Origin of the sequence: Lentzea sp. NPDC060358 (genome assembly GCF_042725365.1) — a bacterium.
Taxonomy (GTDB): domain Bacteria; phylum Actinomycetota; class Actinomycetes; order Mycobacteriales; family Pseudonocardiaceae; genus Lentzea.
The window spans coordinates 1-20,839 of the sequence record NZ_JBHXCW010000138.1 but is presented as its reverse complement, the minus strand read 5'-3'; the positions used below and the strand labels follow the sequence as shown (position 1 = coordinate 20,839).

General features: G+C 71.3%; 23 protein-coding genes. 8 read left to right on the top strand and 15 right to left on the bottom strand.

The features are described 5' to 3' along the window. A partial coding sequence (locus tag ACFWGZ_RS26035; RefSeq protein WP_382454191.1) for a carbonic anhydrase family protein occupies positions 1-480 on the bottom strand: 480 nt, incomplete at its 3' end. A gap of 247 nt (positions 481-727) precedes the next feature. Here ACFWGZ_RS26035 and ACFWGZ_RS26030 point away from each other — a divergent pair. Together ACFWGZ_RS26030 and ACFWGZ_RS26025 are read left to right on the top strand one after the other, a co-directional pair. Beyond that, positions 728-1,900: a serine hydrolase domain-containing protein gene (locus ACFWGZ_RS26030; RefSeq protein ID WP_382454190.1), complete on the top strand. Its 1,173-nt coding sequence runs from the start codon at positions 728-730 to the stop codon at positions 1,898-1,900. Further along, the gene (locus tag ACFWGZ_RS26025) at positions 1,900-2,250 is read left to right on the top strand and encodes an MmcQ/YjbR family DNA-binding protein (protein WP_382454189.1); all 351 of its coding nucleotides are present in this window, start codon (positions 1,900-1,902) and stop codon (positions 2,248-2,250) included. The genes ACFWGZ_RS26030 and ACFWGZ_RS26025 overlap by 1 nt, the downstream gene beginning before the upstream one ends. A 12-nt stretch (positions 2,251-2,262) precedes the next feature. Here ACFWGZ_RS26025 and ACFWGZ_RS26020 read toward each other — a convergent pair whose 3' ends face one another. Next, positions 2,263-3,135, bottom strand: coding sequence for an MBL fold metallo-hydrolase (locus ACFWGZ_RS26020; protein WP_382454188.1), 873 nt, complete (start codon positions 3,133-3,135; stop codon positions 2,263-2,265). Positions 3,136-3,216: 81 nt separating this feature from the next. Here ACFWGZ_RS26020 and ACFWGZ_RS26015 point away from each other — a divergent pair, with 81 nt between their 5' ends. Next, positions 3,217-4,050, top strand: a complete 834-nt coding sequence (locus ACFWGZ_RS26015) for a LysR family transcriptional regulator (RefSeq protein WP_382454187.1) — start codon at positions 3,217-3,219, stop codon at positions 4,048-4,050. Here ACFWGZ_RS26015 and ACFWGZ_RS26010 read toward each other — a convergent pair. Next, positions 4,023-4,553 (bottom strand): class I SAM-dependent methyltransferase, encoded by a 531-nt coding sequence (locus ACFWGZ_RS26010; protein WP_382454186.1) that lies wholly within the window; start codon positions 4,551-4,553, stop codon positions 4,023-4,025. The two genes, ACFWGZ_RS26015 and ACFWGZ_RS26010, sit on opposite strands and share 28 nt — an antisense overlap. A gap of 66 nt (positions 4,554-4,619) precedes the next feature. Here ACFWGZ_RS26010 and ACFWGZ_RS26005 point away from each other — a divergent pair, with 66 nt between their 5' ends. Together ACFWGZ_RS26005 and ACFWGZ_RS26000 are read left to right on the top strand one after the other, a co-directional pair. Continuing rightward, positions 4,620-5,795, top strand: a complete 1,176-nt coding sequence (locus ACFWGZ_RS26005; RefSeq protein WP_382454185.1) for an SGNH/GDSL hydrolase family protein — start codon at positions 4,620-4,622, stop codon at positions 5,793-5,795. An 87-nt stretch (positions 5,796-5,882) separates the two neighbouring features. Beyond that, positions 5,883-6,455, top strand: a complete 573-nt coding sequence (locus tag ACFWGZ_RS26000) for a DUF4232 domain-containing protein (RefSeq protein WP_382454184.1) — start codon at positions 5,883-5,885, stop codon at positions 6,453-6,455. On the opposite strand, the gene ACFWGZ_RS25995 is transcribed toward ACFWGZ_RS26000, so the two are convergent. The 10 genes from ACFWGZ_RS25995 to ACFWGZ_RS25950 all read right to left on the bottom strand — a co-directional run bounded on the left by ACFWGZ_RS25995 (position 6,439) and on the right by ACFWGZ_RS25950 (position 16,969). Further along, on the bottom strand, positions 6,439-7,368 hold the full coding sequence (locus tag ACFWGZ_RS25995) for a hypothetical protein (protein ID WP_382454183.1): 930 nt from the start codon (positions 7,366-7,368) through the stop codon (positions 6,439-6,441). The genes ACFWGZ_RS26000 and ACFWGZ_RS25995 overlap by 17 nt on opposite strands. After that, the gene (locus ACFWGZ_RS25990) at positions 7,365-9,407 is read right to left on the bottom strand and encodes a PQQ-dependent sugar dehydrogenase (protein WP_382454182.1); all 2,043 of its coding nucleotides are present in this window, start codon (positions 9,405-9,407) and stop codon (positions 7,365-7,367) included. The genes ACFWGZ_RS25995 and ACFWGZ_RS25990 overlap by 4 nt, the downstream gene beginning before the upstream one ends. 116 nt (positions 9,408-9,523) lie before the next feature. Then, on the bottom strand, positions 9,524-10,315 hold the full coding sequence (locus ACFWGZ_RS25985) for an ABC transporter ATP-binding protein (protein ID WP_382454181.1): 792 nt from the start codon (positions 10,313-10,315) through the stop codon (positions 9,524-9,526). After that, positions 10,312-11,319, bottom strand: a complete 1,008-nt coding sequence (locus ACFWGZ_RS25980; RefSeq protein ID WP_382454192.1) for an ABC transporter substrate-binding protein — start codon at positions 11,317-11,319, stop codon at positions 10,312-10,314. Before ACFWGZ_RS25980 ends, ACFWGZ_RS25985 begins: the two co-directional genes overlap by 4 nt. Before the next feature lie 2 nt (positions 11,320-11,321). Further along, the gene (locus ACFWGZ_RS25975; RefSeq protein ID WP_382454180.1) at positions 11,322-12,137 is read right to left on the bottom strand and encodes an ABC transporter permease; all 816 of its coding nucleotides are present in this window, start codon (positions 12,135-12,137) and stop codon (positions 11,322-11,324) included. 101 nt (positions 12,138-12,238) lie between these two features. Beyond that, positions 12,239-12,922 carry a phytanoyl-CoA dioxygenase family protein gene (locus ACFWGZ_RS25970; RefSeq protein WP_382454179.1) on the bottom strand — a complete coding sequence of 228 codons (684 nt, stop codon included), beginning with the start codon at positions 12,920-12,922 and terminating at the stop codon, positions 12,239-12,241. 4 nt (positions 12,923-12,926) lie between these two features. After that, positions 12,927-13,910 (bottom strand): ABC transporter ATP-binding protein, encoded by a 984-nt coding sequence (locus tag ACFWGZ_RS25965; RefSeq protein WP_382454178.1) that lies wholly within the window; start codon positions 13,908-13,910, stop codon positions 12,927-12,929. Further along, positions 13,910-14,731, bottom strand: a complete 822-nt coding sequence (locus ACFWGZ_RS25960) for a carbohydrate ABC transporter permease (protein WP_382454177.1) — start codon at positions 14,729-14,731, stop codon at positions 13,910-13,912. The genes ACFWGZ_RS25965 and ACFWGZ_RS25960 overlap by 1 nt, the downstream gene beginning before the upstream one ends. Beyond that, entirely contained in the window at positions 14,728-15,594 is an 867-nt protein-coding gene (locus tag ACFWGZ_RS25955) for a carbohydrate ABC transporter permease (protein ID WP_382454176.1), read from the bottom strand. Before ACFWGZ_RS25955 ends, ACFWGZ_RS25960 begins: the two co-directional genes overlap by 4 nt. Next, the gene (locus ACFWGZ_RS25950; RefSeq protein ID WP_382454175.1) at positions 15,587-16,969 is read right to left on the bottom strand and encodes an extracellular solute-binding protein; all 1,383 of its coding nucleotides are present in this window, start codon (positions 16,967-16,969) and stop codon (positions 15,587-15,589) included. Before ACFWGZ_RS25950 ends, ACFWGZ_RS25955 begins: the two co-directional genes overlap by 8 nt. Positions 16,970-17,061: 92 nt before the next feature. On the opposite strand from ACFWGZ_RS25950, the gene bla reads away from it, so the two are divergent. Further along, positions 17,062-17,973 carry a class A beta-lactamase gene (gene bla / locus ACFWGZ_RS25945; protein ID WP_382454174.1) on the top strand — a complete coding sequence of 304 codons (912 nt, stop codon included), beginning with the start codon at positions 17,062-17,064 and terminating at the stop codon, positions 17,971-17,973. On the opposite strand, the gene ACFWGZ_RS25940 is transcribed toward bla, so the two are convergent. Both ACFWGZ_RS25940 and ACFWGZ_RS25935 read right to left on the bottom strand, forming a co-directional pair. Further along, on the bottom strand, positions 17,966-18,367 hold the full coding sequence (locus ACFWGZ_RS25940; RefSeq protein ID WP_382454173.1) for an ATP-binding protein: 402 nt from the start codon (positions 18,365-18,367) through the stop codon (positions 17,966-17,968). The two genes, bla and ACFWGZ_RS25940, sit on opposite strands and share 8 nt — an antisense overlap. Positions 18,368-18,449: 82 nt before the next feature. Beyond that, positions 18,450-18,845 (bottom strand): ATP-binding protein, encoded by a 396-nt coding sequence (locus tag ACFWGZ_RS25935; protein ID WP_382454172.1) that lies wholly within the window; start codon positions 18,843-18,845, stop codon positions 18,450-18,452. A gap of 129 nt (positions 18,846-18,974) precedes the next feature. Between ACFWGZ_RS25935 and ACFWGZ_RS25930 the strand changes: the two genes are divergently transcribed. Both ACFWGZ_RS25930 and ACFWGZ_RS25925 read left to right on the top strand, forming a co-directional pair. Further along, the gene (locus tag ACFWGZ_RS25930) at positions 18,975-20,156 is read left to right on the top strand and encodes an MFS transporter (protein WP_382454171.1); all 1,182 of its coding nucleotides are present in this window, start codon (positions 18,975-18,977) and stop codon (positions 20,154-20,156) included. 44 nt (positions 20,157-20,200) lie between these two features. Then, positions 20,201-20,749 carry a copper resistance protein CopC gene (locus ACFWGZ_RS25925; RefSeq protein WP_382454170.1) on the top strand — a complete coding sequence of 183 codons (549 nt, stop codon included), beginning with the start codon at positions 20,201-20,203 and terminating at the stop codon, positions 20,747-20,749. The last annotated feature ends 90 nt before the right edge of the window (positions 20,750-20,839 follow it).

Genomic DNA, 20,839 nt, shown 5'->3' with positions numbered 1-20,839 from the left:
GGCTTCGAGTCCTCGGCGTTCTCCACGCCGGACATCATGTCGGTCATCAGGTGCACTTCCATGATCGGGAGTTACACCGAACGTTTTACAGTCCCCGAGGTGCATCTCCAGCGGCGTGTGACGCCCACCGAACGTGTGCTCCGACGGCGTGTGGAAGTGGAACTGGACCAGGTCGTACCGCGTACCCGCAACGGTGACATGACCCGCTCCGGGCGCTACCTCGGCTTCTTCGGTTTCCTCGTGGTCGCGCGCCGTGCAGCCGTCCGCCTTGTCGGTGTCCTTGCGGATGTACTTCAGCTCGATCGCCGAGGTGCCGTAGGTGACGTCGAGCTTCGCGGCGTGCGGGTCGAACCGGATCGCGGTGGGCGTGACGTTGACCGGGCTCTGCGCCGGGGTCGCCGACTCGGCCGCGCCACCCGCGAAGAAGGAGGCGGTGATGACGAGCGGGAGAAGGGCAGGAAGGGACCGTTTCACGTTCATCGCTCCACTTTTCACCCGATCGGGCCGAAAGGGAGGCGGAGTGTGGTTGCGCTCTCACAATTCCGGGATCCGACCATCTCAAATGGTCGATTCTCTTGCTGTTTTCGCAGCTCATGCCGCATGCGTGGAGCGATTGCCGCGTCAATGAACTCGAATGCCACGGGATCGCTTGGATTCGTGAACGAGAACGTTCTTGATGCCAATTGTCCGATTAGTTGCAGATTGCCGGACACGGCAGGATCGACTGATGATTCTGAGCGAGCTCCTCGCCCGCCACGACGTGCCGGGCGCGCAGGTCGCCGTCCTGGAGAACGGCGAGATCCACGAGCAGGCCGCGGGCGTGCTGAGCCGGCGCACCGGCGTCGAGGCCATGCCCGACGCGGTGTTCAAGATCGGCTCGATCACCAAGGTCTGGACGGCGACGCTGGTCCACTTCCTGGTGCGCGACGGCCTGCTGGACCTCGACGAGCCCGTCGCCACCCACCTGCCCGGCCTCGCGCCGGACATCACGGCCCGCCACCTGCTCACCCACACCAGCGGCCTCGACGCCAACCACTTCACGGACACCCGCACGATCGAGGAGTGCGCCGCCGCGATCGCCGCAGCCCGGCGACCGTTCGCCGCCGGCGTCGTCTTCTCCTACTCCAACAGCGGCTACACCGTGCTCGGCAGGCTGGTGGAAGTGCTGCGCGGCAAGCCCTTCCACGACGTGCTGCGCGCGGAGCTCGTCACCCCGCTGCGACTCGAGACCGTCGCCACCGACGCCTGCGAGGCGATCCTGCATCGAGCCGCGGTCGGCCACACCGACGGCGTTCCCACGACGAGGTGGGCGGTCTCGTACTCCACCGCGCCCAGCGGCTCGCACCTCGCCATGAGCGCCCGCGACCTGATGGCGTTCGTCCGCCTGCAACTGCGCGACCACGCCGCCCTGCGCGAGCCCCAGCTCGGCTCCGTCCCGGACTTCGGCGGCGGCATCCGCGACTGGGGACTCGGCTGGATGCTGTACGACGGCGGCATCGCCGGCCACACCGGCGTTTCCCGGGGCCAGAAGGCCTTCCTGCGCCTGGACCCGGCCAACGCGAAGGCGGTAGCCATGCTCACCAACAGCACCAACGCCGAACCACTCGCCCACGAGGTCTTCAGCGCCACACTCGGCCCCATCGCCCCACCACCGGTGCCATCCGCCGACCGGCGCCCGGTGGATGACTGGATGTGCGGCACCTACCGCACCAACTACCAGGACACCACCCTCACCACCGAGCACGATCGCGCCTACCTGACGCACCGCCCGCACAACGGCGCACCGCAACGCCGCACGGAGGTCACCCGGCTCGGCGACGACACCATCATCACCACCGAGCCACCGCACCAGGTCCTGTCCCTCCTGCACAACGGCGCCGCCGCGGGAAGGGTCGCCTGATGATCACCGTCGCCGACGTCCGGGCCGTGGCACTGACGTTGCCCCGCACCACCGAGCACCTGATCCGCGACCGCGTGAAGTTCCGCGTGGGCCGGATCGTCTATGCGGCCCTCTTGCGCGACGAGACCGTGCTCGGCTTCGGCTACCCGCGCGAGGAACGCGAGGCGCTGGTCGCGAGCGACCCGGTCAAGTTCGCCTTCCCGAGCCCCTCGGACATGCGCTTCCAGTGGGTGCACGCGGCGATGGCCGAACTGGACGTCGAGGAGATGACCGAGCTCGTCCTCGGCGCCTGGGCTCTGTGCGTGCCGAAGAAGGTCATCCGCGAGCACCTCGGCGAGGACTATCTTTAGTCCACACTGAAGTCATGGAGCCGACTCGGAGCACAGACACGCGACCCCGGGCTCGATCCACTCCTGCCCCACCCACTCCGGGTGCCGCGCGACCAGCACCGCGCGCACCTCGGCGACGATGTCCGCCACCGCGGAGTCGCGGCGGCGCCAGGTCTCGTCGCGCAGTTCCCGCAGGTAGTCGCGCACGCCTTCGAGCACGCCGATACCGCCCACCGACCCGTGTCCCGGCACCACGACCCGAGGCGACGACGCGATCAGGCGGTCCAGCACGGCGATCCACGCGAGCCCGGACACGTCGGTGTCGTGCGGCGGGAACCACGGGAAGATCGCGAACTGGCCGGTCTCGGCGAGGTCGCCGGTGAACAGCACGCCGGCGTCCGGCACCTCGACGACCTGGTCGCCCAGCGTGTGCCCGCGTCCGGTGGGGCGCAGGACGACCGTGCGGCCGCCCAGGTCGAGCACGTGCTCCCCGTCGAACACCACGTCCGGCACGGGGACCTCGGCGCCGGACAGGCGGTCGGCGACCGCGCCGCCGAACCCGCGGAACATCTCCAGGTAGCCGGAACCCTTGCGGCGCAGGTCGTCCGCCTGCGCCCGGCCCACGACGTAGGTCCCGTCGAAGGCGGCGGCGCCGAACGCGTGCTCCGGGTGGAAGTGCGTCGTCGTCAGCAGGACCCGCCGGCCGCGGGCCACCTCGTCGGCCAGGGCGAACACCGCTCGGGCGTTCTCGGGGCCGAGTCCGGTGTCCACGACGAGGACGGCCTCGGTGCCGCCGATGATGCCGATGTTGGGGACGAGACCGACGTGGTGGTTCGGGACGACGAGCAGGTCGGGGGCGAGGTCGACGGCGCCGGAGACGTCGACGGCGGGGTCCGGGATGGTCATGTCCCCACCCCACCCGCGTCCGCACGCCGCGTCCAAGACCGGCTCGGTCGTCCCGATACCGGGCGAGTATCGTGGCTGCTCATGGAGCTGCGGACGCTGCGCTACTTCGTCGCGGTGGCCGAGGAGCTCCACTTCGGCCGGGCCGCGCGGCGCCTGCACATGAGCCAGCCGCCGCTGAGCCGGGCGATCAAGCTCCTCGAAGCGGGCCTCGGCACCGCGCTGCTGCGCCGCTCCCCCGCCGGGGTCGAGCTCACCGACGCCGGCCGCACGCTGCTGCACGAAGCGCGGGCGTTGCTGGACCACGCCGACCGCATCCGGGCCAAGGTCGCGAGGACCACCCTGACCGTCGGCGTGCTCGGCGACCACGGCGCGGCGCGGATCGCCCGGGAGTTCCGCCGGCGGCATCCCGGCGTCGAGATCGTCGTCCGGGAGGCCGACCTGACCGACCCGACCTGCGGCCTGCGGTCGCACCAGGTCGACGTCGCCCTCACCCGCGGCCCGTTCGACCGCACGGGCCTGCGGACGCGGGTGCTGCGCGCCGACCCGGTCGGCGCGGTGCTCAGGGCGGACGACCCGCTGGCGGCGCGGGAGCGCATCACCACCGCGGACCTAGACGACCGCGACTGGTTCCAGTTCCCCGAGGGCACCGACGAGGCCTGGCAGGGCTACTGGAACGGCGGGCGGCCGCGGCGGGGCCCGGTCGTCCGCGGCGTGCAGGAGTGCGTGCAGACCGTGCTGTGGAACGGGTCCGTGGGGCTGGCGCCGCTCGGCCACGACCTGGGCAGCGGGCTCCGGGTCGTGCCGCTCGACGACATGGCGCCCAGCCCCGTCGTGGTCGCCTGGCGCGAGGACGACCCGCTCACCAGGGCCTTCGTGGAGGCGGCCACTCAGATCGTGTGCACGGACACCGCGTAGTCGCCGCCCCGGAACTCCTCGCGGTCCCAGGTCGCGAACCGCTCGGCGAGCCGCAGCCCGGCCCGCGCGCAGTGCTCGTCGTACTGCTCGGCGGTGTAGCCGCGGTTCAGGCTGAACCCGGCGACCAGCACGCCGCCGACGTGCCGCGCGACCCCGGCGACGAGCGCGTCCTGCGTGCCGGGAGAGGTGAACAGCGGCACGTTGCCCGCCATCACGACCACGTCGAACGTCCGGCCGAGGTCGAGCGCGGCCAGGTCGGACCGGACCCAGGTGATCTGCGGCGCCAGCTCGCGCGCGTGGGCGAGCATCGACTCGTCGAGGTCCGCGCCGACGACCTCGACGCCGTGCCGCGCGAGCTCGATCGCGACGCGCCCGGTGCCGCAGCCCGCGTCCAGCACGGACTTCGGCCCGAAGGCGCGCACGAACGATGCCTCGCCGTGCACGTCGACCCCCGACTCGGCGAGCGAGTCGAACCTGCGCTGGTACTCAGCTCCGTTCCACACCTGACGAGCATAGATCCGAAGATCGGCGGATACCGTGCAGGTGGGAGCGCTGCCAAGGTCGAGTGCATGACGCGCTTTCTGCTGGCAGTGGCGTTGCTCGTGGCGGCGGCCTCCCCCGCGCACGCCGCGGCTCCCCGCTGGGTCGGCACCTGGGCCGCCGCGCCCTCGTCCGCCGTGCCCGGCACGGACAACGGCTATCCGAACTTCTCGATCCGCAACATCGTGCACGTGAGCGCGGGCGGCAAGGAGATCAGAGTCCGGCTCTCCAACGCCTACGGCCGCACACCGGTGCTGTTCGGCCAGGTCACGGTCGCGCGGGCGGCCGGCCCCGACACGCCCACGGCGGTGCCCGGCACGATGCGCACGCTCACGTTCGGCGGCGCGCGGTCGATCACCGCGCCGCCCGGCGCCGACGTGGTCAGCGACGGCGTGGCGCTCACCGTGCCCGCCGACTCGGACCTGCTCGTCAGCGTCTTCACGCCCGAGCCCGGTGGTCCCGTCACGCACCACCAGCTGACCAGGCAGAACTCGTACTTCACCCGCGACGGCAACCACGTCGCCGACGAGTCCGCGGCCCCCTACCGCGAGCGCACCATCAACTGGCATTACGTGTCCGGTGTGGACGTGCGCTCGTCGACGTTGCAGGGCAGCGTCGTGGCGCTCGGCGACTCCATCACCGACGGCGCCAACGCGACGTGGGGCGCCAACCTGCGCTGGCCCGACCAGCTGGCCGACCGGGTCAACAAGCGCCTGGGCGTGCTGAACTCGGGCATCAGCGGCAACCGGCTGCTGCTCGACGGCGGCTCGGCCGGCCCCAACGCCCTGGCCCGCCTGAACCGCGACGTGCTGACCCAGACCGGTGTCCGCAGCGTCATCGTGTTCGAGGGCATCAACGACATCCAGCAGACGCCGCACGAGACCGACCCCGCGAAGATCATCGCCGCGCTGCGGCAGATCGCCCAGCGCTCGCACGACCGCGGCCTGCGGGTCGTCGGGGCGACCATCACGCCGTTCAAGGGCTGGAACAGCTACACCGACGAACTGGAGGCGGTGCGGCAGGCCGTCAACTCGTTCATCCGCACCAGCACCGACTTCGACGCGGTCGCCGACTTCGACCAGGTCGTCCGCGACCCGGCCGACCCGCAGCGGATCCGGCCCGCCTACGACGAGGGCGACCACCTGCACCCCGGCGACCAGGGCTTCGAGGCGATGGCGAAGGCGGTCGACCTGGCCGTGCTGTGAGGCACGATCGAGCGGACGAGGTTTGCCGGAACCCCCGGCCCGGTTACCCGGTGGAGATCAACTCGAGCCACCAGGGGGTTTTGCCCGATGCGCGTCACGATCCTGGCCGCCGGTCTCGTCGCCGTTCTCGCGGCCTGCGGGACGACGGCGACCGGCTCAGGGGACCAGAGCACGCCGTCCAGCACGACCGCGTCCAGCACGGCGGCGTCCGGCACCACCGCGTCCTCCCAGGACTCGGTGCAGCCGGCGGTGAAGGTGGAGATCACCCTGCAGGGCAAGCCGGGTCTCGGCCTGCTCACCGCCACCAACGCGGGCTCCACGCCGATCACGGTCCAGGGCTGGCCGAAGCTCGCCTTCACCAACGCCGCCGGGGAGCCCGCGGCCATCCCGGTCGAGCAGAAGCTCGTGCCCGGTGAGGGCCCGTCGATCACCCTGGAGCCCGGCAGGACGGCGTTCGCCGGGGTGAAGATGGAGATGGACGACAGCAAGTCCTTCGCCCTCAACGAGATCACCGCGCAGCTGCCCGGCAGCGCGCCCGCGAAGGTCACGCTGATCGGCACGGACGGCCGGCCGGTCGCTGACCCGGGCAAGCTCAAGGTGAGCGAGGTGAAGGTCGGCACGCTGCAGCCGGCCGCCCAGGGCGTCACGGTGTTCGACTGACCAGGCGGTGCTGCAGGCGCACCTCCCAGGGGTGGACGGCCCGGTCCAGGAACATCAGGTCGTCCATCCGGCAGGTGCAGGGGTTGTTCTCGCGGGTGTTCTGCGGGTAGCTCCCGCCGATCTTGAGCCCGCGCGGGTCGGTCGCGGAGGCGAGGTCCGGTTCGGGCTCGCCTTCGAGCCGCCACGGGTCACCGGCGGCGACGTACCGGCCTTCGAGCGGTTTCCCGTTGCGGTACAACGCCATCGCGCCGGTGTCGAAGTCGAACGTCGCCGCGAGGAACACCCATTCGCCCTGCGGCAGCAGCTCCTGCCACGGCCGGCTGGCGGCGAACGTCTGCGACGCTTCGCCGTCGACCCGCCTGGCCAGTGCCACGAGCTTCAGTTCGCCGCCGACCTGGATCAGCTCCAGCAGCGCCCGCACGGCATGGCCGTCCGAGCTGCCGGTCAGCACTCCCGCCAGTCCGATCGCGCCGTAGAGGTCCGCCGGGTCGGCGGTGTTCGAGTTCGGCGCCGGGTTCTGGCCCGTCATCTTCACCCAGCCCAGGATCGACGCCTCGCGCGCGCCGTTGAAGGCCCGCAACGACGGTACTCCCGACTCGCTGAACAACCCCGCCTTCCAGTCGTCGTTCCCGGCGACCGCGGGGTCGACCTGCTGGAGCTGCACGGAGTTCCGGCCGGACACTCCGTCCCGCACGCGCATCCGCGCGCCTCCGTTGATCAGCGCCAAGGTCGTGCCGGACCGGCCGCGGTCCTGTTCCAGGGAGCCGTCACCGCGCACCGGGTGCTCGAAGTCGTAGTACGACACCAGGTCGCGGGCCAGCGTGGGCAGCACCCCGCCGGACGAGGCCGGGGCGGGCGCGGCCAGGCCCACGCAGAACGCGGCGGTCACTCCGAGGACGAGCAGCCGCCTCACGACCCGCTCCCCCGCACCAGGACGTCGCGCGCCCGGCCGACGTTGTCGAACGAGCCGAAGCCGACCCGGCCGGACGGGAAGGTCCTGTCCACCGCGGTCATCAGCGGGAACGGCGACCCGTCGACGTGGACCGCGATCTCCCCGGTGTCGGCGCAATACCGCACTCTGACGCGATGCCAGGCCGTGTCGGACACGGCGGGTGGCGCGCCGGCAGACCGCACCGCGTCCCACTGGTGGTCGAGGCGCAGCCGGTCGGCGTTGTTCACGACGAAGATGCCGTTGTGCGGGTAGATCGTGTTGTCCGACGAGAGGTGCACGTAGTAGAACTCGGTGTCGGACCGGTGGCCGAACACGACGATCACGTCCCGGTTGGACTCCGTTACCGGTGTGTCGAGCCGAACCGAGGCGTCCACCTGCACCGAGCCGAACTCCGGGCCCCGGGTCAGCACCGCGTACTCGAACGGCCGCCGCGGACCGGGCCGGGCCACCCCCGCTCGCGCCAGCACGACCTCACGTCCCGGGAACTCCCACAGCTCGGGCGTCACGGGTGCCCACGACCTCGCGGATCCCGTGCCGGCGACGACGTCGTGGCCCAGGCGGCAGGACGCGAACGCCCGCGCGCCCGTCACCTTCCAGATCTTGCCGTTCGCCTTGGCCAGCACGTACAGCTCGCCGGCGGCGTCGCGGCCGAACCGGAGGTCGACCCGGTTCGGGTCGCCCACGAGCGCCTTCAGCGTGGTGACCTGACCGTTCACGTAGACCATCAGCTCACGGGACGCGGTCATCGGAGCGCCCGCGCGCATCTCGCGTTCCTCGGCGTAGTACAGCAGTCCCTTCACGCCTTCGCCGTAGATGTACTTGCCGCGCAACGAAGGGATCTTGGCGCCGCGGTAGACGAAGCCGCCCATCAGCGCGTTGCCGCTGTCGGCGCACGGACTCGTGGAGGAGAGCCGGTTGTGGTCGAACGCCGTGACGGGGTAGGTGTAGCCGTTCTTCGCGTCGTCGGCGGGCAGCGGGAACACACCGCACGACGGGTCGCCGCGGCGGAACTCCCAGACGCCCTCGCGTTCGCTCCAGCCGAGGTTGGCGCCCTTGCGGACCTCGTAGACGGAGTCGACGGCCTTCTCGCCGATGTGGCCGAGGAACATCTTGTGCGAGCCGCCCGCGTCCCAGCTGAAGCGGTACGGGTCGCGCATGCCGTAGGCGTAGATCTCGCCCAGTTCACCGGCGGCACCGGCGAACGGGTTCGAGCGCGGGATGCCGTACCGCCCGCCGGGCCCGTCGGTGCCGGCCGGGTCGATGCGCAGGATCTTGCCCTGCGGCAGCGAGAGGTCCTGCGGGACCGTGGTGTTCGCGCCGATGCCGCCGTCGCCGGAGGCGATGTAGAGCAGGGTCCGGTCCTCGTCCTGCCAGCGGGCCGTCGGGTTGAAGCCGATCTCCTGGAAGCCGTGGATGAACGTCGCGAAGCCGACGCGCAGCACCTCGCGGCGTGTTCCGGAGAAGACGTCGGCACCTGGGTCGGCGGCGGTCCACTCGGTGATCACGCCGTGCACCTGGTCGGTGCCGGACGACGGCAGGTCGGGCTTCTTCGCGGTGAGCGCGGCACCGGTCTCGGTGTGCACGGTGTAGAACCTGCCGTTGCTCCGGAAGTCCGGGTGGAACGCCGCGAACCCGAAGCCGCTGCCCAGGCCGCGGTGGGTGTGGAAGTCGGGCCCGATGGCCGCGCCCAGGTCCAGGAACACGTGCTGCGCGCCGCCGTCGAGCAGGTACAGCCTGCCGTTCATGTCCGGCACGAACTGCCGACCGGAACCGTCGGGAACCTCGCCGAGGTAGTTGATCCTGTTGTGGCGCACCAGTCTCGGGTCCGTCGGCGGCGGCACCGGCTGGGACGCGGGCAGCTGCGCGACCTCGGTGAGCTCCAGGCCGAGACCCGACGGGGCCGGCGTCGGCAGAGGGTCCGCGATCGGCTCGTCCTGCGCCGAAGCGACGGGCACGAGCACCGCGGAGAGCACGAACGTGATGACGGCCAACCAGGACACGCGTCGGAACATCCCCACCACCCCGTGGGCCAGGCCGTGCGGGCACGGCGTTGGAAAGCGCTTTCCGATGCGGCGTGGAACCGAACTTACGCGGGTAATAAATCAGTCGCAACCCGTCAGTCGTGCTCGGTCACCGCTCCCAGCAGGTCGCGGATGTGCGCGGTCGCGGCCGCGAACTCCGGCCGGGCCAGCGTCGCCGAGTAGTCGCGTTCGGCCGGCAGGCCCACCTCCACGACCTCCTGGACGACTGCGGGCCGCCGCGTCAGCACGACCACCCGGTTCGCGAGGTACACCGACTCCGCGATCGAGTGCGTCACGAGCAGCACCGTCGTGCCGGTCTCCCGCCACACCCGGTGCAGCTCGACGTTCATCTGCTCGCGCGTCAACGCGTCGAGCGCGCCGAACGGTTCGTCCATCAGCAACACCCGCGGCCGGTGCAGCAGCGCGCGGCACAGTGCCACGCGTTGCTGCATGCCGCCGGAGAGCTCGTGCGGCAGGGCGTCCTCGAACCCCTTCAGGCCCGTCATCTCGATGAGCTCGTCGGCCCGCCGGGCCGCCTCCGCCGCGTTCATGCCGCGCATCTCGGCCTGCAGCAGGACGTTGCGGCGCGCCGAGCGCCACTCCAGCAACGCCGCGCGCTGGAACACGAAGCCGATGTCGTGCCGCGGGCCGGTCACCGGCGACCCGAGCAGCGTCACCGTCCCGGACGACGGCGCGAGCAGGCCGGACACCAGCTTCAGCAGCGTCGACTTGCCGCAGCCGGACGGGCCGACGATCGACACGAACTCGCCCGGCGCGACGGTGAGCGAGACCCGCTCGATCGCGGTGACCTCCGCGCGCCTGGAGCGGAAGCGCACGGACACGTCGTCGGCCGCGACGGCGGAGGTGGTGGTCACGTCGGTGCTCATCCCTTGGGGGCCACGCTTTCTTCCCAGTACGCCGACGGCTCCGCCGCCTCCTTGATGATCCCGGTCTGCCGGAACGTCTCGATGGTCTTCTTCCAGTCCTCGAAGCTGTTCACGCCCGGCGCCTTGCCCCTGGTGGCGTCGGTGTGCAGCAACGTCAGCGTGGTCTTGAACTGCTCCAGCACGACCGTTGGCGACGGCAGCTGCTCGGCCGCGCCCGTCATCGACTCGGCGGCCGCCTCCGGCGCCTTTTCGGCCTCGGTCCACGCCTCCTGCGTCGCCGCGACCATCTTCTTCACGAGCTCGGGGTCCTTCTGCAGCACGGACTTCGACGTCAGCAGGCCGTTGCTGAAGTAGTTGAGCCCGAACTCCGAGAACCGCAGGTGGCCGACGTCCTTGCCGGCCTTCTCCTTGATCGTCGGTCCCTGGTCGGAGGCGAACCCGAGCAGCACGTCCGTCCGGTTGGAGATGACCGCGGCCATCTTGCCCGCCGGGTCGATGTTCTGGATGGAGACGTCCGACTCCCGCATGCCGTTCCGCTTGAGGAACGCGGGGAACGTCTTCGTCAGCGCGTCACCGGCCGTGGTGGCGACCGACTTGCCCTTGAGGTCCTCGGGCTTGCGGATGTTCTTGTCCGTGAAGAACTGCACGGAGGCGGGAGTGGTCTGCAGGAACACGCCGATGCTCTTGGCGGGCACGCCCTGCTCGACGGCCGTGGCGAGCGCGGACGTGTCGGCCCAGCCGAAGTCGGTCTGCCCGGCCCCGGTCGCCGTCACGGTCTTGCCGGAGCCCTGACCCGCCTGGATCTTCAGGTTGATCCCGTGCTTGGCGTAGATGCCCTGCTTGACGCCGTAGTAGAACGGCGCGTGCTCGCCGTACGGGTACCAGTTGAGGGTGAGCGTGACGTCCCGCGCCTCCCCGCCGCTGCCGGACGACGTGCCACCGCCACCACCGCAGGCGGCGACCAGCAGCACCGCGGGGAGAAGACCTGCGAGCACTCTCTTCATCATCAGCCTTTCGCGAGAAGGGTGGTGACGGCGGCGCCGCGCCGGCTGGCGTGCCAGGGCAGCAGCAGTTGTTCGGCGAGGTCGAGCAGGAGGAAGAGCAGGACTCCGACCAGGGAGACGACGATCAGACCGGCGAAGAGCATCGGCGTGTCCATGTTGCCGTTGGCCTGCAGGATCACGTAACCGAGCCCCTCGTTGGCCCCGACGAACTCGCCGACGACGGCACCCGTGACGGCCAGCGTCACCGCGACCTTCAACCCGGCGAACAGGTGCGGCAGCGCGGCCGGGAAGCGGATCTTCACGAACGTCTTCACCGGCCCGCCGCCCATCGTGGCGGCGAGCTCGAGCATCTCGGTGTCGACGGACTTCAGGCCGGTGACCGCGGAGACCACCACGGGGAAGAACGCCATGAGCACGGCCACGACCACCTTCGGCTCGAAGCCGAACCCGAGCCACACGACGAACAGCGGCGCGATCGCGATCTTGGGGATGACCTGCGCGAACAGCAGCAGCGGGTAGGCCGTGCTCTCCACCGTGCGGGAGTAGACCATCGCGACGGCGACCAGCACGCCGAGCACACCCGCGATGACGAACCCGAGCACCGTCTCGTACGTGGTCACCCAGGTGTGGCCCCACAGGTACGGCCACCTGTCCACCAGCAGCGCGAAGGTCTTCCCAGGTGACGGCACCAGGTAGGCCTCGACCAGGCCGGTCGCCGTGACGAGCTGCCAGAGCGCGAGGCACGCGGCCAGCAGCGCGGCCGGCCGCCACGTCCGCTCGACGACTCCGCGCCCGCGGTCTCCCGACACCGTGCCCACACAGCCCCCTCGGGTTAGGAAAGCGCTTTCCAGCACGCTAGGTCCGATCCCGCGACCGGTCAAGGTGGAGGATCGATGAAGCTCGTTCGGCGCAGCGCCGCTCAGGGCACCGGCGCGTAGGCGTTGCCCGCCCGGTCGCGCCCGCGCGCCAAGTAGATCGCGTGCCGTTCGGACAGCAACCGGACCGTGGTCGGCATGTACCGCATGGTGTACCCGCAGCGCCGGGTGGTGCTGCGGTTCGGCGGTGAGCCGTGCACGAGCATCGCCGAGTGGACGCTGCACGCGCCGCGCTCCAGTTCCACGTCGACGGCCCGCGACTCGTCGACCGCGGTCTCCCGGGTGAAGAACGCGTCGGCGGTGCCGGTGTGCTCGACGGGCGCGAGGTGGCTGCCGGGGACCACCCGCAGGCAGCCGTTCTCCGCGGTCGACGGGTCGATGGCCAGCCAGACCGTGATCGCGTCACCGGCGGGTGCGATGGTGTCGCGCCAGAAGTGCGCGTCCTGGTGCCACGGCACGGGTTTGCCGTCGCCCGCGGGCTTGCAGATGAAGTGCGAGGAGAACAGGGCGATGTCCGGGCCGATCAGCGACTCGACGAGGTCCAGCACACCGGGGTCGAGCAGCCACTCGAAGAGCGCCGGGTCGGTCAGGTGCGGCCGGTCCATGTGCTCGGGGCGCCGCCCCTCCGGCAGGGCCGCCAGCCCGGTCTCGAAGTGCGCCGCCAGCGCCTCGAACCGGGAGGGCGCCAGCACGCCCGGGTGCGTCTCGTAGCCGTCGGTCTGGAACATCAGCTCACCTCACGAGTAGGCCGGTCTCCGCGTCGTACCGCAGAACACGGGCGGGCGGGGCGTCCACCGTCACGGTCGTGCCGACCTCGGGCTCGTCGTCCTCGGGCACGACGTACCCGATCTGGGCCTCGTCGCAGTCCAGCGTCACCAGCGAGGTCACGCCGAGGTTCTCCACAATGGACACCACGCCCGTGAACAGTCCCGCGGGTGCGGGCGAGAGGTACTCGGGGCGGACGCCGACGATCTCGGAGCCGGCCGGCACGAGGTTCATGGGCGTCGAGCCGATGAAGTTCGCGACGAAGGTGTCCGCGGGGCGCTGGAACACCTCGCGCGGGGTGCCGAGCTGCCGGATCCGGCCCGCGTCCATGACGGCGATCCGGTCGGCCAGCGCCAGCGCCTCCGCCTGGTCGTGCGTCACGAACACCGTCGTCAGCCCGAGCTCCCGGTGCAGCTTCTTGAGGAACGTCCGCGCCTCCAGCCGCAGCCGGGCGTCCAGGTTGGACAGCGGCTCGTCGAGCAGCAGCACCTCGGCCGACGCGGCGACCGCGCGGGCCAGCGCGGCCCGTTGCTGCTGGCCGCCCGAGAGCTGGCCGGGACGGCGGTCGAGCAAGCCGTCCAGGCTCAGCCCGGCGGCGGTGCGCGTGGCGGCCTCGCGCTGCGCGGACTTCGCCGCTCCCCGCACCCGCAAGGGGTAGGCGATGTTCTCCGCCACCGTCATGTGCGGGAACAACGCGTAGTCCTGGAACACCATGGCGACGCGCCGCTCACCCGGTTGCAGGCGCGTGACGTCGCGCGAGCCGATCGCCACCGCTCCCCCGCCGGCGGGCTCGAGGCCCGCGATGGTGCGCAGCAGCGTGGTCTTGCCGCAGCCGGACGGGCCGAGCAGCGCGAACAGCTCGCCGTCGGCGACCTCGAGGTCCAGCGCGTCCACCGCGCGCACCCCGTTCGGGTAGACGGTGGTCAGCTCCTCCACGGTGATGCCCGCCATCAGCTCTTGATGCCTCCGTGGAATCGGAACCCGTACCGCTTGTTCACGACCAGGTACAGCACGACCACCGGGATCGAGTACAGCAGCGAGAACACCGGGATCACCGTCAGGTTGGCGCTGCCGCCCTCGTCGTAGAGGGTCCGCAGCAGCACCGCCGCCGGTTGCCGCCCGACGTCGCGCAGCAGCAGGAACGGCAGCAGGAAGTTGCCCCAGGCGTTGACGAACGCCCACACGAAGATCGTCGCGACGCCCGGCCGCGCGATCGGCAGCACGACGTGCCCCAGCACCTGCCGCGGCGAGGCGCCGAAGACCCGCGCCGACTCCTCGTACGACCGGGGCACGGCGTCCACGAAGTCCTTGAGGATGAAGACGGCCGCGGGCAGCATGCCGCCCGCGATCACCAGCGCCGTGCCGAACTGCGAGTTGATCAGGCCGAGCTGCAGCATCATCACGAAGATCGGCACCATCGCCGCCGTGCCCGTGACCACCGACGAGAGCAGCAACAGCAGGTACAGCACCAGGTCCCGGCCGGGAATCCGCACCCGCGACAACGCGTAGGCGGCCAAGGCGGCGAACACCGTCGTCACCACGGTCGCGATCACGCACAGCACCAGTGAGTTCACCAGCGACGTCAGCGCGTACGGGTGCTCGAAGGTCGCCGCGACGTTGCCCAGCGTCCAGTCCGGCCACCGCAGGCCGAGACCGGGCTTCGCGTCGAACGGCGCGGAGGCCAGCCACAGCATCGGCACCGCGAAGAACGACAGCACCGCCGAGACCAGCACGTAGAAGCCGATCCGCCGGACGATCCACAGAGGACTCACGCGCGCCTCCGCAACAGCCTCAGGTACACCAGCGCGATCACCAGGTTGCCCACGAGCAGCAGCATCGACATCGCCGACGCGTACCCGAGCTGCCCGCTGCCCAGCGCCTGCTGGTAGATCAGCACCGGCAGCACCTCGGACCGGTGGTTCGGCCCGCCGGCGGTCAGCAGGAACGGCGTGAAGTCGTTGGCCGTCCACAGGCTGATCAGCAGCGTGTTCGTCAGCACGTGCCCGCGGACGTGCGGGAACACGACGTCCCGCACGGTCTGCCACCCCGACGCACCGGCCAGCCGGGCGGTCTCGAGCTGCGACGGCGGCACGGCGGCGAGCGCCGAGGTGTAGAGCAGCATCGAGAACGCCGTGCCGCGCCAGACGTTGAAGACGATCAGGCTGGTCATCGGGTACTCCACCAGCCAGGCGGTCTGCGGCGAGCCGAGCAGCACCCCCAGCGTGCCCGTGTCCCGGCTCAGCACCGCGAACCACAGGTACGCGACGACCGTGCCCGGCAGGATCCACGACAGCAGCACGAGCCCTTCGACGGTGCGCCGCAGCCCGGGGCGCACGGTCCGCAGCAGCCACGCGAGCCCGAACCCGAGGGCGTTCTGCCCGACCACCGCCGAGCCGAGCACGAACAACGCCGTGAGCCACACCGAGTTCGTGAACAACGGGTCGCGCACGGCGTCGACGACGTTGTCCAGCCCGACCACCCGGGGGTTGGCCGCCGCGGGCCCGGTGAGCTGGTAGTTCGTGATGCCGATGTAGAGCGTCCAGAGCGCGGGGAAGACCAGGAAGGCCCCGATCAGCAGCAGCGCCGGTGCGACGAACCCGGCCGCGCGCCGGACACCCAGCCCGGCGCTATCCAACGTTGTCCTCGCCGACCGCCCGCACGAGCGCGGCCCGGTAGGCGCGGGCCACCTCGCCGGTGTCCTTGCCCGCCACCACGTCCGCGGTCGCCTGCTGCAGCGCCGCCGACACCTTCGGGTAGTCGGCGAGGCCGGGCCGGTAGCGGGTGATCGGCAGGACCTTCTCGGCGACGAACGTCAGCATGGGGTCGCCCTTCAGCACCTCGTCGTTGACGTCCTGGCGTTGCGTGAGCTGCGCGGTGCCCGCGAGCGACTCCTTCACCGCCTCCGCGGAGTTGAGGAACCGCAGGAACTCCCAGGCCTGCTTCGGGTACCGGGTGTTCGGGTTGACCACCCGCACGCCGCCGCCGGACATGCTCACGAAGTCCTGCCCGCCGACGCCCGCACCGGGCTGCTCGGCGGGAACCAGCGCCCAGCCGACGGCGGTGTCGCGGTCGGCCATCTTCGCGACGCCGTTCTTCGGTTCCACGACGGAGCGCCAGAAGTAGTCTCCCTCCAGCAGGATGCCGATCCTGTTCTCGCCGAAGAGCTGGAACGACCTGTCGCGGCCCTTGGCCTCCTGCTGCAGCACGGGATCGCCGAGCCCACCGCCGTAAATCTTCTGGTAGAGCCCCAGAACGTCCTTGAGCTGGGCTGAATCCCCCTGCCACTTGCCGTTGTCGTAGATCGGCCTGCCGGTGCCGGCCAGCGCGGGCAGCACGCCCTGCATGGTCGTGGCCTCGCCCATCGCGGTCCCGGCGTTGAGCTGGATCGGCGTCACGCCCGGCAGCGACTTCAGGCGAGCGCCCGCGTCGAGGACGTCCTGCCAGCTGCGGGGCTGCCAGTCGGCAGGCAACCCCGCCTGCGCGAACAGCTTCTTGTTGAAGAACAGCACGCGCCCGTCGGTGCCCATCGGCACGCCGTACCGCTTGCCGTCGAACTCGCCGAGTCCCTGCACGGCCTTCGGGATCTGGTCCCAGCCGTCCCAGTCGGTGTTGCCGACGACGTCGGCGAGCGGCTTGATCTGGCCCGCCTGCGCGAACTCGCCGAGCCAGATGCCGTCGATCTCGACGATGTCGCCACCGCCGCCGGTCTTCAGGTCCAGCGCGACCTTGGTCTTGAAGTCCTCGTCGCCGGCACCGTTCTGCTCGAACCTGACCGTGGCGGTGACGCCCTTGGCCTTCTGCTGCTCGGTGAACCGGGGGATCACCCAGTTCTGCAGCCAGTTCGCCCCGCGCGAGTTCTTCCCGCCCGCCACCGCGTTGGCGACGATGGTCAGCGTGATCTCCCGAGCGTCGGCGTTCCTGGCCTGATCGCCCTGCGGAGCCTGCCCCAGGCATCCCGCCAGCAGCCCGCACACCGCCAGCAGCCCGAACATCGTCGTCGTCCGCCGCATCCGTGATCTCCCCACCCAGAGGACCAACCGGTACGTCACCACCCAACCTGGCACTGCGCCACCCGCACCACAAGGTCGGTTAGGTTGCAACGGTGACCGATCGACGTGCGGTGCTGAAGACGTTCGCCCTCCTCCCCCTGGCCGGCTGCGCGGCGCCGCCCTCGGCTCCGGGCACCCCCGCACCGACGACGACCACCCCGTCCACCACCACGACCACCAGCGTCGCGCCCGTGCGGCACGACGCGCTGTTCGCGCTGGAGGAGAAGTTCGGCGCACGTCTCGGCGTCTTCGCGGCGGGAGCGAGCGGCACGGTCGAGCACCGGGCGGACGAGCGGTTCGCGTTCTGCTCGACGTTCAAGGCCCTGGCGGCCGCCGCGGTCCTGCACCGCAACCCGATGGCGCACCTGGACACCGTCGTCACCTACACCGCGGCCGACCTGATGAAGAGCTCGGCGATCACCCGGCAGCACGTCGGCACCGGCATGAGCCTGCGCGACCTGTGCGACGCGGCGGTCCGCCACAGCGACGGCACGGCCGGCAACCTGCTGCTGCGCGACGTCGGCGGCCCGGCGGAGCTCACGCGGTACCTGCGCGAGCTGGGCGACACCGAGACGCGCATGGACCGCGTGGAGCCTGACATCACCTCGGCCACGCCCGGCGACCCGCGCGACACGGCGACCCCGCGCTCGCTCGGCACGGACTACCGGCGGCTCGTGCTCGGTGACGCGCTCGCCCCGGACAAGCGCGCGTTCCTCACCGGCCTGCTGGAGCGCTCGGTCACCGGCGACCGGCGCGTGCGCGCCGGGGTGGCGCGGGGCAGCAGGGTCGCGAACAAGACCGGCACGGGCTCGTACGGCACGGTCAACGACATCGCGGTCGTCTGGCCACCGCAGCGCGAACCGGTCCTGGTGGCGATCATGTCCAGCAGACCGGCCGCGGACGCCGAGTACGACGAAGCCCTCGTCGCCGAGGCCGCCGCCTACGTCCTCGCGACCCTCACCTGACCGACGAGACGTCCGCCCACACGGTCTTCAGGTCCGGGAACCGGTTGTGCCCCCACACCTGCGCCAGACCGTTCACCAGCAGCAATCCGCGCTGCCGGCGGCCGCGGAACCCCATCCGCCCGAGCTGCGGGAAGCGGCCGGGCGTGCCGTCGTCGACCTCGACCCGCACGACCTCCCGCTCGGGCAGGAGCAGGATGCGGGCACGACGCGGCGGCGCGGCGTGGTGGTACGCGTTGCTCACGAGCTCCGTGGCCACGACCATCACGTCGACCACGACGTTCTCGTGCATCCCTTCGAGAAGGCGCCGCACCTCCGCACGCACGTCGGCGAGCGGCAGCTGCCCCTCCGGTAGGACGAGGTCCAATCGTTCGCCGGACCGTCCTGCAATACCCATCAGCATCTCCCGGCGCCCTGTTGGTTCAAGGCAGGAGGTTCCATACCCAGGAACACGTCGTTCGAAACCCAGCGAACTTCTATCACGTCGCCCTCGGGAGGTCGGCCCACACGACGGTGCCGCCGTGCGCCCGGTCGACGCCCCACCGCTCCGACAGCCGCGCCACCAGCACCAGGCCGTAGCCCCGCTGCGGACGGGAGACCTTGCGCAGCGGCGGGTGTGCGCGGGCGTCGTGGGTGATCTCGATGCGGATCTTGGTCCGCTCCACGGCCACGCGCAGGAACGACGGTTCCGACGTGTACCGGTAGGCGTTGCTGACGAGCTCGTTGACCACGAGCAGCACGTCCGCCACGGCGTCGGTGTCCTCGCCCACGAGTTCCAGCCGCACCCAGCGCCGGACGGCCGCGAGGGACGGCCGTTGCCTGCCCAGTGGCAGATCGGCCGCCTCGCCCGTCTCCGCTGCCTGGTCGTGCGCCAAACCGCTCCTCGGTCAGATGATCAGTCCCGGCGCGGGTTACCCGAGTGCATCGATTCCCAAACCAACGGATCACCCCGCGCGATCCGCAAGTTACCCTCTCGGCGCCGCCGCACCCGAAGGGGGAACCGCGTGCCCAGAACGCTGCCGCCCTTGCTCCTCGCCCTGCTCGCGATCTCGTTCGCCCAGCAGCTGCTCACGCCTCTCTTCCCGGCCCTGACCCGAGACCTCTCCCTCGGCACCGCCCAGTACGGGCTGGTGCTGTCGGTCGCCGCCGTGGCGATGGCGCTGTCGAGCCCACTGTGGGGTCTGGTGTTCGACCTCCTCGGCCTGCGGCCCGTGCTGGTCGCCGGTCTCGCCCTGTGCGTGGCGGGGCTCGGCGGGTTCGCGCTGGCGGTCACGTTCGCGGCGGACGAGACGCTGCCGTCCGGCCTGGCGTTCGTCGCGCTGCTGGTGTGCCGCAGCCTGCTCCTGGGCGTCGGGCTGGCCGCGTTCCCCGTCGCCGCGCTCGCCACCGCGGGCACGTCGCACGAGAGCAGGCGCACGGGAGCCGTCGGCCTGGTCGGTGCGGCGTCCGGGCTCGCCGCCGCACTGGGCCCGCTGGTCGGCGGTGGCCTGGCGGTGGTGTCGCTGATGCTGCCGCTCTTCCTCGCGCCGATGATCGCCGTGGCGGTGGCGGTCGTGGTGCTCGTCTCGGTGAAGCCGGAGCCGTTCGCCGAGCAGCCCGCGCGGCTGCGGCCGTGGGAGGTGCTGCCCGCGTTCGGCGTCGGGTTCCTGCTGCACCTGTCGTTCGGGCTGGCGGAGGTCGTGGTCCTGCTGCTGGTCAGGGACCGGCTGCAGACCGAGGTCTCGGCCGGCGCCACCGGGGTGGTGCCGCTCGTCGCCGCCATCGGGCTCGTCGGGACGCAGGGCGTGCTCGTGCCGCTGCTGAAGTGGCCGCCCGGCCGGCTGATGAAGGTGGGCGCACCGGTCGCGCTGGCCGGGTACCTGGTGCTGGCGGTCGCGCCGTCGGTGCTGCTCGCGGCGCTGGGGTTCCTGGTGGTGGCGGTCGGTCTCGGCTTCGCCGTGACCGGGTTCGCGGCGGCCGCGACGTTCGGTGCGGGCTCGCGGCACCAGGGCGTGGTCGCCGGGCTGGTCAACGCCACGGCCGGGCTCGCGGTGGTGCTCGCGCCGGTGGCGAGCGGGCTGCTGTACGACGTGGACCCGCTCGCGCCGGTGGTCGCCGCCGCGGTGGCCGCGGCTCTCGCCGCCGGGCTGGCGCTGGTGCCGGTCGGACCGTCGCGCGTGCCGCCGTCCGGGCAGATCCCGGTCTGACTCCGCTCTGTTTCGCAGCGCATCCGCACCGTTACGCTGCGCACGTGAGGCGTTCCTTCAGCGCGCTCGTGCTGGCCCTGCTCGCCGCGACGGCCGTGACCGTCCCCGCGCAGGCCCACGCGGAGCTCCAGAGCAGCACCCCGGCGTCCGGCGCGGTCCTCGACGCCCCGCCCCCGCAGGTCGAGCTGACGTTCAGCGACGTCATCGGCCTGCCCGACGGCGACGCGATCACGATCACCGGCCCGGACGGCACCCGGTGGCCGGTCGTGCGGGCCGCCGCGGTCGACAGGACGATCACCGCGAAGTTCGACACCGCGGCGGCGAAGCCGGGCGCGCACACGCTGGTGTGGAAGGCGAAGGCCGACGACGGCGACGTCGTCGAGGGCACCATCGCGTTCACGATGAACGTGGCCGCGCCGGCCTCGTCGGCCGCCGCCCCGTCGTCGGTGACGATGAGCGCGCCGGTGTCGAACGCGCCGGCGGCGAGCACCGCGCCGGAGCCGGGCGGTGTGCCGCTCTGGGTGTGGGTCCTGGCCGGCCTGGTCGTGGTCGTCGGCGCGATCCTGCTGATCCGCCGCCGCCCCGCGGCTTAGAACTCCTAACTCAATGAGAGGTTGCGGAGTCGGCGCCAGCAGATGATCCCGCAGGCCAGGCTGAGGAACGCTTCGTGGATGTCGTCTCGG